13 protein-coding genes are annotated in these 13,946 nt (G+C 56.1%); 5 read left to right on the top strand and 8 right to left on the bottom strand.

Translation table 11 applies throughout. The annotated features are described in order from the left end of the window. Positions 1 to 220 precede the first annotated feature (220 nt). Both H7848_RS16740 and H7848_RS16735 read right to left on the bottom strand, forming a co-directional pair. Entirely contained in the window at positions 221 to 3,343 is a 3,123-nt protein-coding gene (locus H7848_RS16740) for an efflux RND transporter permease subunit (RefSeq protein WP_208353793.1), read from the bottom strand. A 1-nt stretch (position 3,344) separates the two neighbouring features. Continuing rightward, positions 3,345 to 4,475, bottom strand: coding sequence for an efflux RND transporter periplasmic adaptor subunit (locus tag H7848_RS16735; RefSeq protein WP_208353791.1), 1,131 nt, complete (start codon positions 4,473 to 4,475; stop codon positions 3,345 to 3,347). Positions 4,476 to 4,584: 109 nt separating this feature from the next. Between H7848_RS16735 and H7848_RS16730 the strand changes: the two genes are divergently transcribed. Next, positions 4,585 to 5,202 (top strand): TetR/AcrR family transcriptional regulator, encoded by a 618-nt coding sequence (locus tag H7848_RS16730; protein ID WP_237072814.1) that lies wholly within the window; start codon positions 4,585 to 4,587, stop codon positions 5,200 to 5,202. Positions 5,203 to 5,204: 2 nt separating this feature from the next. Here H7848_RS16730 and H7848_RS16725 read toward each other — a convergent pair whose 3' ends face one another. Next, positions 5,205 to 5,462 carry a DUF2312 domain-containing protein gene (locus H7848_RS16725; protein ID WP_208353786.1) on the bottom strand — a complete coding sequence of 86 codons (258 nt, stop codon included), beginning with the start codon at positions 5,460 to 5,462 and terminating at the stop codon, positions 5,205 to 5,207. 111 nt (positions 5,463 to 5,573) lie between these two features. Between H7848_RS16725 and H7848_RS16720 the strand changes: the two genes are divergently transcribed. Next, the gene (locus tag H7848_RS16720) at positions 5,574 to 5,789 is read left to right on the top strand and encodes a hypothetical protein (RefSeq protein WP_208353784.1); all 216 of its coding nucleotides are present in this window, start codon (positions 5,574 to 5,576) and stop codon (positions 5,787 to 5,789) included. Positions 5,790 to 5,798: 9 nt separating this feature from the next. On the opposite strand, the gene H7848_RS16715 is transcribed toward H7848_RS16720, so the two are convergent. From H7848_RS16715 to H7848_RS16705, 3 genes are read right to left on the bottom strand one after another with little or no spacing between them, the layout of a single operon-like run. Continuing rightward, positions 5,799 to 6,233 (bottom strand): tripartite tricarboxylate transporter TctB family protein, encoded by a 435-nt coding sequence (locus H7848_RS16715; RefSeq protein ID WP_208353782.1) that lies wholly within the window; start codon positions 6,231 to 6,233, stop codon positions 5,799 to 5,801. Next, complete coding sequence (locus tag H7848_RS16710) at positions 6,233 to 7,729, bottom strand: tripartite tricarboxylate transporter permease (protein WP_208353780.1); 1,497 nt, start codon at positions 7,727 to 7,729, stop codon at positions 6,233 to 6,235. Before H7848_RS16710 ends, H7848_RS16715 begins: the two co-directional genes overlap by 1 nt. A gap of 18 nt (positions 7,730 to 7,747) precedes the next feature. Continuing rightward, a complete protein-coding gene (locus tag H7848_RS16705; protein ID WP_208353777.1) occupies positions 7,748 to 8,698 on the bottom strand; it encodes a tripartite tricarboxylate transporter substrate binding protein in 951 nt (316 codons plus the stop codon). A 129-nt stretch (positions 8,699 to 8,827) separates the two neighbouring features. On the opposite strand from H7848_RS16705, the gene H7848_RS16700 reads away from it, so the two are divergent. From H7848_RS16700 to H7848_RS16690, 3 genes are read left to right on the top strand one after another with little or no spacing between them, the layout of a single operon-like run. Next, entirely contained in the window at positions 8,828 to 9,715 is an 888-nt protein-coding gene (locus tag H7848_RS16700) for a LysR substrate-binding domain-containing protein (protein ID WP_208353774.1), read from the top strand. 59 nt (positions 9,716 to 9,774) lie between these two features. After that, positions 9,775 to 10,659 (top strand): alpha/beta fold hydrolase, encoded by an 885-nt coding sequence (locus tag H7848_RS16695; protein WP_208353800.1) that lies wholly within the window; start codon positions 9,775 to 9,777, stop codon positions 10,657 to 10,659. Further along, positions 10,656 to 11,723, top strand: a complete 1,068-nt coding sequence (locus tag H7848_RS16690) for a tartrate dehydrogenase (protein WP_208353772.1) — start codon at positions 10,656 to 10,658, stop codon at positions 11,721 to 11,723. Before H7848_RS16695 ends, H7848_RS16690 begins: the two co-directional genes overlap by 4 nt. Positions 11,724 to 11,735: 12 nt before the next feature. On the opposite strand, the gene H7848_RS16685 is transcribed toward H7848_RS16690, so the two are convergent. Together H7848_RS16685 and H7848_RS16680 are read right to left on the bottom strand one after the other, a co-directional pair. Continuing rightward, positions 11,736 to 13,286 carry a polyamine aminopropyltransferase gene (locus H7848_RS16685; RefSeq protein ID WP_208353770.1) on the bottom strand — a complete coding sequence of 517 codons (1,551 nt, stop codon included), beginning with the start codon at positions 13,284 to 13,286 and terminating at the stop codon, positions 11,736 to 11,738. Between the two features lie 57 nt (positions 13,287 to 13,343). Continuing rightward, positions 13,344 to 13,943, bottom strand: a complete 600-nt coding sequence (locus tag H7848_RS16680; protein WP_208353767.1) for a hypothetical protein — start codon at positions 13,941 to 13,943, stop codon at positions 13,344 to 13,346. Between the last annotated feature and the right edge of the window lie 3 nt (positions 13,944 to 13,946).

The following is a 13,946-nucleotide window of genomic DNA, read 5'->3' as shown; positions in this document are numbered from 1 at the left end:
TCTCCCGAAGGTCCATCGAAAGTGCCTTACCCACTGCTCGCCCTCCATCTTGTGGTCGGCGACAGTGAATCAGCAAAATAAGCCTATGTGAATCCCCCTTGATTCAGGTCGATTTCATCACGCTCTAGCAGTTCACAATCGTGCACATTTGTCATGATGTCGCTAAAAGTCATCATCACTCATTTTACTGGTCGCACCACATTGCCATTTTGCTGCAAAGTCAAGCTGCGCGGGGATAGGCAGTTGGATGTTCTTCCGATGCGGCAGATGACTTTCGATGATAAAGCAGCGAAAACATTGGTGGGGTGAAGTAGAATGACACGACCGTCGACAACAGAACACCACCTGCGATGGACATCGCGAAGGGCGGCCAAAATCCACCCCCTGCCAGGATCAGGGGCAGGAAGCCACCGAATGTTGTGATGGTGGTTGACACGATATGGCGGCTTGATCCCACGACGACCTTGGCCATGGCTGCGTGATCGCCCGCCGCTGCGTCCTCATTCGCCTGAAGACCGGTCAGAATGATGATAGCCGCATTGATAGAAACGCCGATCGATCCGATGACCCCGATAATAGCGGTTATGCCAAAGGGATATTGGAAGACGGCCAATGATAGAATAGACAGCCCCGCGGACAGCAGGCAAACAATCAAAGCGACCCCGGTCAGTCGGAACGAATTGAAGGTTAATGCAATCGTGGCAATCGTCAGCGTGACAATCAATCCAAGCGATGCCAGCAGATTATTAACCGTGCTAGAGCGGGCATCTGAGTCGCCGCCAATTTCGATTCTATAGCCAGGCGGAACGTCAAAGCCGGTCTCGGCCAAACGGTTTTGCACCTGTTGCAGAACCTCTTCCGGCAACAGACCCGGTACAATATAGGCCTGAACGGTGTTGACCCGTTCCGAGTTCCGGCGGGTGATGACGCTTTCGGCGGGTTCAATCCGCATATCCGCCAGATGTGAAAGTGGGACCGCGGGAAACTGACCGCTTGCCGAAATCTGTTGCGCGTTCGGCAGTTGGATCGGCAGATTTGAGATGGCTTCCAAATCTTCGCGCAACCCGCCGCCAAAACGGACGCGGATTGGCAGTTGTTCAGTGCCCTCAATCAGCGACCCGCCGGTTACACCAACCAGGCCTGCCTCAAGCTGGCGAGCGATACCGGTCAGTTCCAGGCCAAGGCGGCGCGCCTCGGCTTCGTCAATATCATAGCGGACCTTCGGGGCGCCACCACTGATTGAGGTGCGCACCTGCGTAACAGCATCCAGTTCAGCCATGATGCCACGTGCGCGGTCGCCCAGATCACGCAATGTCGTGATGTCTTGACCGATGAAGCGCAGCTCAACCGGGGCCGCCACAGGCGGTCCCTGTACAAGACCGCGGACCAGAATGCGCGCCTGGGGAAACTGCTGGTTCAGTTGTTCCTGCAAAACGGGCACAAGTCGCGCCGATGCATCGGCCGAGGTTGTTGTGATCATCGCCTGGGCAAAACCCGGTTCCTGGCTGCGGCCACCGACAATATTATAGTAGAATGCCGGGGCGGTTCGGCCCACAGTCCAATAGGTTGTTCGAACATCCGGATCATTTGCCAAAATCGTATCGATCTGACGCACAACCTCAGATGTGTTTTCGATGGACGCACCGCTGGCCATTTCAATCTCAAGATAGAACTGATCGCGGTCGACACCAGGAAAGAACTGTGCCTGAAGCGTTGGAAAGCTGGCAAAGCCAAGAACCGGCAAAATCAGCGATATCGAAATGGACTTCACCGGGTTTGCCACCGCCCACCGGATGGATTTTTCGAAGATGACTGCAAGAAACCCGCCATTGATGCCACGCCCCAGGATGCTGCTGTTTTCGCCTTTGGGCAACAGCCAGCCAGCCAGGGCGGGCGTCACAGTAATGGCCAAAAAGAATGACCAGAACAGCATCAGAACAACAGCGATTGCGATGGCGCCCACGAAATCACCCGCACCACCAGGCAACAGGATCATGGGGGTAAAGGCCAAAGCTGTGGTCACAGTCGATGCAAAGAGCGGCGCGGACAAACGGCGCACGGCTTGGCCCACTGCTTTTTCGCGGGGCATGCCCGCAATCAGGCGCTGACGCACCTCATCGGACATCACGATCGCCGCATCAACCAACAGACCCAAGGCTACGATCAGACCTGTTACCGACATCTGATGTATGGGCAAACCGATCATGTTCATCGTTGCCAATGTCGCCAGACTAACCACCGGAAGGATCAGTGCAACAATTGCCGCCGCACGCACGCCCAACGTCAGGAACAACACAGCCACCACCAGCCCAACGCCGATCGCCATATTCTGCGATACTTCAAGAAGACGATCCTGAGTGTACGTACTTTGATCGAACACCAGCTGCCGGGTCAGACCGATTGGCACATCCTGTTCAGTCTCATCCAGTGTGTCATAGACAAAGGACATCCAGCGGTCGATCTGCAGATTATCCTGTGCCAGAAGACCAAGAATGATCGCGGGTTTGCCATCAATAAAGGCCAGCTCGTCCTGAGGTGTTCGCGGACCGCGGGTGATTGTGGCGATGTCGTCCAGCCGGGTCATACCGCCCTGTGTGCTTTGGCGCAGAACGACGTCGCGCAGACGATCCAGCGCCTCGACCTCGCCCGAGATGTTGATGGTCAGATCCGTATCAGCAGCCTGCATCCGGCCCGCCTGAACCTTGCCGTCGGCGTTCTGAATAGCGCGCGAGATATCGTCAGCCGTCAGACCAAGGCCAGCGGCCTTGACGGGATCGACCTCGATCAGGACTTCTTCTTCGGGGGTCCCGAACAGTTCGACCAGTTTTGTACCGGGAATGCCACGCAGTTGGTCCGACAGGCCCTGGGCATAACGATACGCCAAAGCCAACGGGGTCGTGTCCTGATTAATGCTGACGGCAATGACCGCTGAATAGGCGCTGACACCGTCATCATCGATCTCAGGCGGCAGCACGCCCGCCGGAAAGCTGCGCTGTGCATCGGCAAGCGCATCACGGACTTCGGACCAGACCTGCTCAATCTTTGTTTCGTCCAAGGTTTCCAGCAGTTCGATTGACACAACGGAAACACTTGTTCGCGAAATCGAGGTGATAACATCGACTTCTGGTATCGTGCGCAGCTCTTCCTCAATCTCAGCCGTGACAAGGGATTCGACCCGCGCCGGGTCAGCGCCGGGATACGTCGTTGTCACCGTTGCGAAAAGATTTGTGATGGTCGGATCTTCCTGACGGCCGATCGACAGCAAAGATGACAGACCCGCCGCGATCAAAACCAGTAAAATCAGGGCAACCACACGCGGGTAACGAAATGTCAGCGTTTCCATCTTAACGCCCCGCAATCACGCGAACCTGCTGCCCGGGCGCGACGCGATGCGGGCCGGACTGGATCAGATTTGCGCCATCCGCGAAAGACCCGCGGACAAATGCGTTTTCACCATCAGAATGCAGCAATTCTACGGCCGCATGGCGCACGACATTTTCGTCATCAAGAACCAGAACGGTCCAAAGTCCCTGCGCCCCTTCGCGCAAAGCCAGCAGGGGCACCCAGGCACCCGCGACATCGACCTGACGATCGACCAAAAGCGTTGCACTTTGACCAAATGCAGCGTCTGCGGGCAAATCGACCCGGAAAAGCGCGGTTCTGGTCCGCGTCACCGGATCAACATCGGGCCGTATTGTCTGAACCCGCGCGGGATAGATGATATCGTTCAGCTTGACCCGGAAATCCGCGTGTTGATCTATAGAAAAATCAACGGGCAAACCTATGCGAACAATGGGTTCGGCTTGTTCCAGCAGAGTGATGACTGGTGCGCCGGGACTGACGTTGCCGCCCGTATCCACCAAGCGCGCGCCGACACTACCGTCAAAGGGCGATGTCATGCTGGCCTTTTCAATCTGAATATCGATATTCTTGATAGCGGCCGTGGTTTCGGCGATGCGCGCGGTCAGTTCAGCTTCGTTCGAAATTGCCTGATCAAATGCCTCGATCGAGGTAAATCCGCGCTCGCTCAGCTCTTGTCGTCGTTGCAGCGACACTTGCGCAAATTCAAGGCGCGCCTCAAGCGCTGTGCGTGATGCCATCAGACGCGTACGTTCAGCTTCCAGTATCGCGGTGTCAAGGCGCGCCAGCAAATCGCCCTTGCTGACATGATCGCCCTCGTCTACCAGAATTTCCGCAACGTTACCGGCAAATTCGAACGACAGGTCCGTGCTTTGTGCTGCTTCAACCTGGCCCACGAATTGGCGTGGTATGCTGAAACCCTCTTCGATTCGAAGCGATATAACCTGAACCGGAATCAACTCGGCCGTTTCGACAATCTCGACAGCCGAAGCGCGGGCAGAGATATGATCCGCACCCAGCGTTACCGCCAGTACAGCCCCACCAATCGTCGCAAGAGTGGTTGAAATAATCAGCGTGCGCCGAAATATATGTTTGGTCAGGGTGTTTTCTGGCATCTTTGCACCTTTAAGCAAATGTTAGCACCTCTTACATATGTTAGAAGCTCTAACTTTGACAAGTCTTACGAAAGCTGAGATCAAGTGGATCATGAAAAACAATCAAGAAATGCTTAAAAAAAGATCATATCATCACGGTGATCTGCGCGCTCAGCTGGTCGAAGCAACCCGCCAACTGGTCGAAGAAAAGGGCCCCGACCACTTTTCGGTGTCAGAGGCTTGCCGAGTCGCGGGGGTATCGACGGCCGCGCCCTACCGGCATTTCAAAGACAAAGAAGAAATGCTGTTGGCGGTTATCCGTGACGGCAAAGAGCGTATGTTCGCGGGTATGGTCGCCGGAGCCGAGGCACAACCGGAAGGCAGCATAAATCGAATATTTGCCCTGGGTCGTGGCTATATCGATTTCGCTTTAAGCGAATCCGGCATATTTCGGTTGATGTTCGGCCTTCCCAAAGACAGCGAAAATCATCAGATCATGATGGACGAAGGTCCCGTTCATTATGTCCGCGTTGAACAGGAAGTGGCCTTATATCTTGGCCGCGCGGACATCGACGATGACGTGCGCAAGCGTGCGTTCATGCTTTGGACATTTGTGCACGGCCTGTCCTTCCTGCTGATTGATGGCAAGGTTTCGGTTTCTGATGCATCGTTGGATATCGACGATCTGCTGATGGATATCGGACGCCGCGTTATGGCCGATATCCACCATACGCACACACCTGATTGATATTACATACCAAGGGCTTCTTTATACATTTCCAGCACGGCCTCTTCCTCAGCGATATCGTCAGGTTCGCGCCGGCGTAATGCGATGACCTTGCGGATGACCTTTGTGTCATAACCCCGGCCCTTGGCTTCTGCCATGACCTCTTTCTGCTGATCGGCAATATCTTTTTTCTCAGCTTCAAGACGTTCGTACCGTTCGATGAACTGGCGCAATTCGTCTGCGGTCACGCGGTAGCTGGCGTCGGTTGAGGTATCGCTCATCGAAAGGCTCCTGATTATGCAAGCCTGTCAGTACCGCCGCTATGGGATCACTTCAAGGGGTTGCAGACCGGCCACTGTTAGGTTAGCGCGCTGACCCAAGGGAGAATTGCGATGGAATGGCTTGTTTGGATTGGTGCTGCAGTGACTTTGGCAGGTCTTGCCGGTGTCATTTTCAGTATATTCAAGATTTCGGCTGCAAAGCGTAACGCGGCGGATGACGATGACCTGCGCGAGAAACTTAAGAAAATCATACCGCTGAACCTGGGCGCCCTGTTCCTTTCGATGATCGGACTGATGGTTGTTGTGGTCGGTGTCTTTCTGGGCTGAGCCCGGGCGTTACGGCAGACTGACGTTCAGAACCTGACTTAGCAAAAACGCAAACAACAGAACCAGCCCGGCGCCGACGGCCAGATGAATGGCAATCGATTTCAGCCCCATGGGTTCGCGTCGGGCGATCAGGGCCAGCGCCACGATCGACAAACCGGACGACGCGATGAACCCAAGCGGGTCCAGCAACAGCGCCCAACCCAACAAAACAGCACAGGTTGCGATAACCCGCGGCACATCGCTCGGCTCGGATAGCGAGGCCGCGGGCACCGGGCGAAGAACTGTCAATGCAGCCAACGCAACGCCGCCCACGATTGCAATGATCCCCGCCGTTGTTGGAAAGACCCGTCCCAATTCAGACATTGGCGCCGTTTGTGACAATGCAAAAATACCGACGGCAACGCCGATGACTGAAGCGATAATCGGTTTGACCCTGGGTCCCATTATGCGACCTCTTTTGGTTGTTTGGCCCGCTTGAAAATGCCCGATGAGACAAGCGTCAGGATCGTCAGCGCGATAATCGCCAGCGAAATCGGGCGGCCAAAGAACATGCCCAATCTGTCGCCTTGCGCACCGCCGATCAGCCACCCCTGGACAAAGCCCGCCTCGGCAATGGGGCCCAAGATCAAACCAAGCACAATGGGCGAGGCTTCAAGGCCCACGCGGGCGGCCAGCCAGCCCAGAATACCCAAAACCACCATAATCAGAACGTGTACGGTGTTCGCCTCGATCGCATAGGCACCAACAAATGTCAGAAAGGCGATGGCGGGCACCAGCGCTGTTTTGGGGATCGAAACGATCAGCTTATAGGCATAACGCCCGATCACCAGCCCGGTCGGCAACATCAAAAGGGTCGCGATGATCAGGCCGAATGTGAAGGTAAAGACGATATCGCTTTGTTGCGTGAACAGCTGCGGCCCGGTCCGAATGCCCTGCACCAGCAAGGCCCCAAGGATAATCGCATCCGGCGGCGTGCCGGGAATACCCAGAACCAGGGTCGGAATAAACCCACCGCCAACCGTTGCTGAATTCGAGGCCTCGGACGCGATGATGCCGTCATGGGCACCTTTGCCGAAATCGTCCGAGTTGCGCGAACTGCGCCGTGCCTCGGAATAGGCAACCAACCCGGCGACCGATCCACCGGCGGCGGGAATAATGCCAACGCCCGTGCCGATCAGCGCGGAACGGACCACATTGAACTTGGACCGCCACATCAGGCCCAACGCCTCGATCAGACGAAACCCTGCCATGCGTTCTGCGCGTTGTTCCAGATGTGCCTCGGGGCGAATGACCATATCGATCAGCACAGGCACACAATAAAGGCCGATCAGCGCAGGAATAACCGGAATACCGCCCAGAAGGGCTGTTTGCCCGAAGGTATACCGCACGTCGCCGCCCACTACCGCCGACCCGACACATGACAGGATCAGGCCAATTGCACCGCCGATCAGGCCCAGCAACGTGGCGCCCCGCGATAGTGTTGCGATCAATGATAAACCGAATATCGCTAGCCAGAAGTATTCAACGGGCCCGAACGCCAAGGCGATTTTCGACAGCGGTGGCGCCAGAAACAAAAGCGCCAGCGCGCCCACCAAACCACCTGCGACAGATCCCAGACAGGATAAGGTCACCGCCAGATCACCATCGCCCCGCTTGGCCATTGGAAAGCCGTCCATGGCGGTCGCGATGGCGGCGGGCGTGCCGGGTGTGTTGACCAAAATAGCGGAATAGGCCCCGCCATAAATCGCACCAGTGTAAATCGCGCCCAATACGATCAGGCCTGAACTGGGCTCCATCGTAAAGGTGAATGGCACCAGCACAGCGACGGCCATCGTGGCCGACAAGCCGGGCAGCGCCCCGATCATGGTTCCGGCGATGACCCCAAGCAGGGCCAACACCAGATTGCCGGGCGATAATGCGTTTAGCAGGGCCTCAAGCATCGATGCGCGTCCTCTGGATCAGTTGCCACGCAGGATTTCGATGCCCGCGGCATAATCCGCGCGGCGCTCTTCGATCCAGGCCTCCATGTCAGAGGACGGCACATCGACCAGAACATAGCCGTTTTCCTGCATCTGCTGCTGGAACGCGGGGATCGCATTGATCTGACCAATGATATCCGACAGCTTTTCGCGGACCTCGGTGGGTGTATCTTTTGGCAAGGTTACACCGCGATAGGCACCTGCGACATAATCAAACCCAAGTTCCTTGAAAGTTGGCACATCGGGGAAGATGTCCACACGCTCTTCCGTGGCAATGGCCAGCACACGCACCTGATCACCGGCTTTCACACCCTGGGTCGTATAGGTCATCCCTGCACCGATCTGCCCACCCAGAACAGCAGCCATCGACGGGGCCGATCCAGAAAACGGCACGTATGTCGTTTTGATCCCGGCCATTTCGCTGATCCGTACAGCTGCCAGATGGTTGGCCGAATTCGTACCAGATCCGCCAAAGGTCAAAGCGCCAGGGTTTTCCTTGGCAAAATCGATCAGATCCTGCAGCGTCTGATAGGGGCTGTCGGCCCGCACGACAATCGCATCAGGCGTATAATGAAAGACATAAGCAGGTATTACATCTTCGGTCTGATAACCGACATCTTTCATCGAGGGCTGCAAAATCGCGTGGGGGAAATTCACGTTCATGATGGTGTAACCGTCGGCATCAAAACCACCCAGCTGAGACCAGGCTGTCGCACCACCCGCACCGGGTTTATATTGAATAACAACATCCTGACCGGTGACGTCTTTCCAGAACTGTTCCTGAAAACGGGCCGTTACATCGCTTTCGCCGCCTGGATTATACGGAATAACATATGTAATCGACTTGGATGGATAGCTGTCATCTGCAATAGCAACTGACGAAAATCCCACAGCCAGGCCCGCAATTGCGGCCATAAGAACCTTTTTCATTGTATTCCTCCCTGAATTGGCGTCTTTTTCCGCGCCACATGATCAGTAAGGCTAGTGTACACAGCAAGACGCGATTGAGTGGAAAAAAATGAAAAATAAATCCTCTGACTGGCGACGGGCGGCTTCAGGATGGAGCTGAAACAGCTACGCATCTTCATAACCGTTGCCGAAGAACTGCATTTCGGGCGCGCTGCCGAGCGCATGCATATGGCGCAACCCGCCTTGTCTGCACAGGTGCGCGGATTGGAAGACCGTCTGGGCGTCAAACTGTTTGAACGCACCACCCGCAGTGTCAGCCTGACCCGCGCGGGCGAGGTGTTCTTGCCCGAAGCACGGGCTGCCATTGCCCAGACCGAAGCGGCTGTTGAAGCGGCCCGCGCCGTTGGTGGCAGTGGGGGTGACCTGCTGAAAATTGGCGGCGTCGATTCAGCGACGGCCGGTATCCTGCCCAATGTCGTCCGGCGTTTCCGCAAGGCGCAACCCAATGTCGAGGTCAAGGTTTTCGAGATGCTGTCGGCCCCCGCAATCCATGGGCTGGCCAATCGGTCGCTTGACGTGATCTTTGTGCGCCTTCCCCCGAAAGAGGATTTTGTTCAGCACCGCTTTGTCTTTAGCGAAGCTGTCGTCGCGGCCCTGCCCGCCGATCATCCGGCCGCACATCAAGACAGCGTATCCCTGGAAGCGATTGCGCGCGAACCGCTGGTCATTCCGGCCAGATCGCATCGCCCGATCCTTTTCGACGTCATCCAGAACCACTTTTTCGCGGCAGGTCTGCAGCCCCGTATCCTGCAAGAGGCCAACGAACGCCACATGATCATCGCCATGGTCGCCGCGGGTCTTGGGGTGTCGCTTGTACCCCAATGGGTCAGCCAGTTCAGTCGCGATGATGTGGTCTATAAACCCCTGACCGGCGGCGGACCCAAGGTCGACGTCTACGTGGCCTGGCGGAAGGGCGAAACATTCGATGCCGTCACCCAGTTCTTGACCTATCTGCCACAAGACACCTCGATTGATTGATTATTTTTCTTAATCATTCCGTCTGGACACTGGCCCGCCGCAGCGTTTGATTGGCGTCTATGTTCGAAGGCTTTTCCAAATTTCAGATCGAAACTATTGGCGCCCGTATCGTTGGGGTGACCGGGGGCAACGGCCCACCGGTCCTGCTGCTGCACGGTTATCCACAGACCCACGCAATGTGGCATCGCGTGGCACCGCGGCTGGCCCAACATTATACGGTCGTTGCAGCTGATCTGAGCGGCTATGGCGCGTCATCCAAACCACTCACGGACACCCGCCACAGCCCTTATACCAAACGCGCAATGGCGGCCGACATGGTCGAAGTCATGGGTGAACTGGGGCACGATCGATTTTTCCTGTGCGGGCACGATCGGGGCGGACGTGTGGCCCATCGACTGGCGGCAGATTATTCTGAAAAAGTGCGACGCATCGCGGTCTTGGACATCGCACCGACCCGCGAAATGTATCGTAACACAACCGAGGCATTCGCCCACAAATACTGGCACTGGTTCTGGCTGACCCTGCCCGCACCACTGCCCGAAACCATGATCGGCGCGGACCCGGATGCTTTCCTGAAATATAAATGTGGCCACGGTTCAGCGGGTCTGACGCCCTTCGCGCCCGAGGCCTGGCAGACGTATCTGAAAGCGATCCGTGATCCGGCCACGGTCCATGCCATGTGCGAAGACTATCGCGCAGCAGCCACCGTCGATATCGAACATGATGACGCCGACGGCGATTTTCGCCTGCCCATGCCGCTGTTGGCATTGTGGGGCAAGAACGGCGTGATCGAAGCCTGTTTCGACTGTTTAGCCCTTTGGCGCGAACGGGCAGCGGACGTGCGGGGCCAGTCGCTTGACGGCGGTCATTATCTGGCCGAGGAATGCGATGCAGAAGTTGCCGAACACCTGATTAATTTCTTTTCTGAGGATCAAACGCAGTGACATCAAGAAGCTACAAAATCGCAGTCATCCCTGGCGACGGGATCGGAACCGAGGTCATCCCGGCGGGCATCAAGGCGCTTGAAGCTGTCGCGAAAACCCACGGGTTTGAACTGAACTGGCACGAATTTGACTGGTCCTGCGAAGTCTATGCCAAAACCGGTCGCATGATGCCCGAAGACGGGATTGACCAGTTGCGCGATTTTGATGCGATCTATCTGGGTGCTGTCGGTTGGCCGAATGTGCCGGATCACGTGTCGCTTTGGGGCTTGCTGATCCCTCTGCGGCGCGAATTTGATCTTTACGCCAATGTTCGCCCTGTGAAACTGTTTGAGGGCGTCGAAAGCCCGCTGGCCGGACGCAAACCCGGCGATATCGACTTTATCGTCGTGCGCGAAAATGTCGAAGGCGAGTATTCGGAAATCGGCGGTCGCCTTTACAGCGGCACCGATATGGAAAGCGCCAGCCAGGTCGCGATGTTCACCCGGCGCGGCACCGACCGGATCATGGACTATGCGTTTGAACTGGCCAAAACCCGTCGTAATCAGGTCAGCTCGGCCACAAAATCCAATGGTATCGTACACACGATGCCCTTCTGGGATGAACGTTTTGAGGCCGCGAAAGAGCGCCATCCCGGCGTGACGACCGACCAGTACCACATCGATATTCTGACGGCCCATTTCGTGCGGAACCCCGATTGGTTCGATGTCGTCGTCGGTTCAAACCTGTTCGGCGATATCCTGTCTGATCTGGGGCCTGCGGTGGCGGGCTCAATCGGGATCGCGCCGTCAGCCAACCTGAACCCCGCGCGCACGACACCATCGATGTTTGAACCCGTGCACGGGTCGGCCCCCGATATCGCCGGTCAAGGCATCGCCAACCCCGTCGCGGCGATCTGGGCGGGCGCAATGATGCTGGAGCATCTGGGTGAAACCGATGCTGCAAAAGCGCTGGAGGACGCCATGGCCAAGTCACTGGCCAACCCCGAAACCCGGACAAAGGATCTGGGTGGAACCGCAGACACGGTGCAAGCTGCAGATGCGCTGATTTCGTTACTTGAGAGCTGAGTTTTGGCTGATCTAATTCAGGTCAGCCAGGTAAACTTCGTACAAATCCGGTTCAAAGATCGAATTGACCTTCAGGTTATCCGGCCGCGCGATATCGGCTGGAAAAACTTGCGAGGCCGCAAAAACCTGCGGCGAGATAAACTGCAGACCTTCGGGCAGGTCTTCCAACTGCCCGCCGGGCGTTTTATGCGCCATATTGAAGCCCCAGACCCCAAAGGACGGGATCGAAATCGTGTAATGCGTGGTGTCCGGGAACACCGCGCGCATCGTTTCGGCAATCGTCCAATAGGTGTTCCGCGCGAAATAGGGCGAGGTGCTTTGTGACACCATCACGGCATTCTCAGACATCCGCGCCGACAGCATTGTGTAAAACTCAACCGAGTACAGCTTGGCAATCGCTTCGTTATGCGGGTCGGGGAAATCGACGATCACCTTGTCATAGACCTGATCAGTTTCCCGAATAAAAACAAAGGCATCCTGGTTGTAGATATTCACCTTATCGGAGCTTAGACTGCCCTGGTTCATCCGCACCAACGGCCCCAGCTCGCGCCCAATGCGGGTCATCTCGGGGTCGATATCGACCAGGTCGATGCGTTCAACATTCGGGTGCTTCAGAATCTCGCGAACTGCTAGACCATCGCCGCCACCCAGAACCAAAACTTTCTGCGAAGGGCCAGTCCAACTCATGACCGGGTGCACTAATGCCTCGTGATAACGGTGTTCGTCGAATTCAGAAAACTGCAGGTGCCCGTCGATGAACAGCCGAAAATCGTCACGCTTCCACGTGTTTGTGACGACAAGTTGCTGATAGGGCGTCTGTTTTTGCCAGACGATCTGATCGAAATACAGATGCTGTTGTGCGTAGGCCGTGATCCGCGTGGCCGAAGCCGTCAGCACTAGCAGCAGGCCAAACATGCCCAGCACAATGTAAAGCGTGCGCTTGGGCGACCGTAGATAATCCCGCAACCAGATTACGTTCAGCAGCGCGACCGCGATGTTGATCAAACCGATGGCAAAGGACGCCGTGATCAACCCAAGCGACGGCAGTAACATCAGTGGAAAGGCAACCGACCCGAACAGCGCACCGATATAATCAAGCGACATCACGTCCGCGATTGACGTCCGCGTGCCCTGCCGCGCCGACAGCACCCGCGTCAGCAACGGTATTTCCAAGCCGACCAGCGTACCGATGCTGAAGATCAGCCCGAACATCACGACCTGATACATCCAGGGCGCAAAGGGGAACATCAGAAACAGCGCAATGCTGGACATGCCGCCCAAAAGCGCCAGCGCGACTTCGACATAAATGAATGCCTCGATCAAACGCCCGTTGACGTATCGCGACAGGTGTGACCCGATTCCCATGGCGAACATGAAAAACCCGATGGTCAGTGAAAACTGATAGACCGAATTGCCCAACAGATAGCTGGAAACGGTGCCGATGATCAGTTCATAGACGATCCCGCACATGGCCACGACCATGATCGACATAAGCAGGATCGTGGATTTCTTACTGGACAGCTGCGTGTAATCTTCGACGGATGCTGGAGTTGTATCTGTCATAAAAATGCCCCGAAGCGTTTGACGCTCCGGGGTCCCTGATTTTGGGTTTTGACCGGCTTATTTACCGGTGCCAACACCGCCCGAGCGTGCTTTGGAACGCGCGCTGGACGGCGCACGGTATTGATTGCGGGGCGTTGTTTGGCGCGAATTGAAAGCGCCCTTCTGAACGCCGGCTGCACGTTGACGGCTGATCAGGCTGCCGATCAGAGCGCCTGCAAGAAAACCAGTGCCGGAAAAACGCAGATCAGAAGAGTTTCCAGCAACATCGGTTGCGATCAGACGGTTGTTTTCTTCGTCGATCTCAACGGTGAAAACGTCACCTTCGCCACTATCCTGAATGCCGTTTGCGTTTTTGTCAGCGTATCCCAGGAACGACGCGTCATCGCGCAGCGTCATGCCGATAGGATCATCGTAGAAACCTGGCTGAATGTTCATCACCGCTGTGATGACGCCAGTGAATTCATTCATGTTCTCGCTTGGTAATTCGCCCGAGACCTGATTTTCCTCAAGATAATTGTGGTAATTCACAATTGCATATTCCGTGCGGTCTAGAACCTGGCCCAAATCGGCAGATTGTTCACCACCATCACCGAAAAAAAAGAAATATCCAGCAACTGCTGCAATGCCTAGAAAGACTATGGTTTTGATGTTTTGCATAAC

Origin of the sequence: Pseudaestuariivita rosea (assembly GCF_017592335.1) — a bacterium.
GTDB classification, from domain to species: Bacteria; Pseudomonadota; Alphaproteobacteria; order Rhodobacterales; family Rhodobacteraceae; genus Parasulfitobacter; species Parasulfitobacter rosea.
This window is presented reverse-complemented; position numbering and strand designations above follow the sequence as displayed.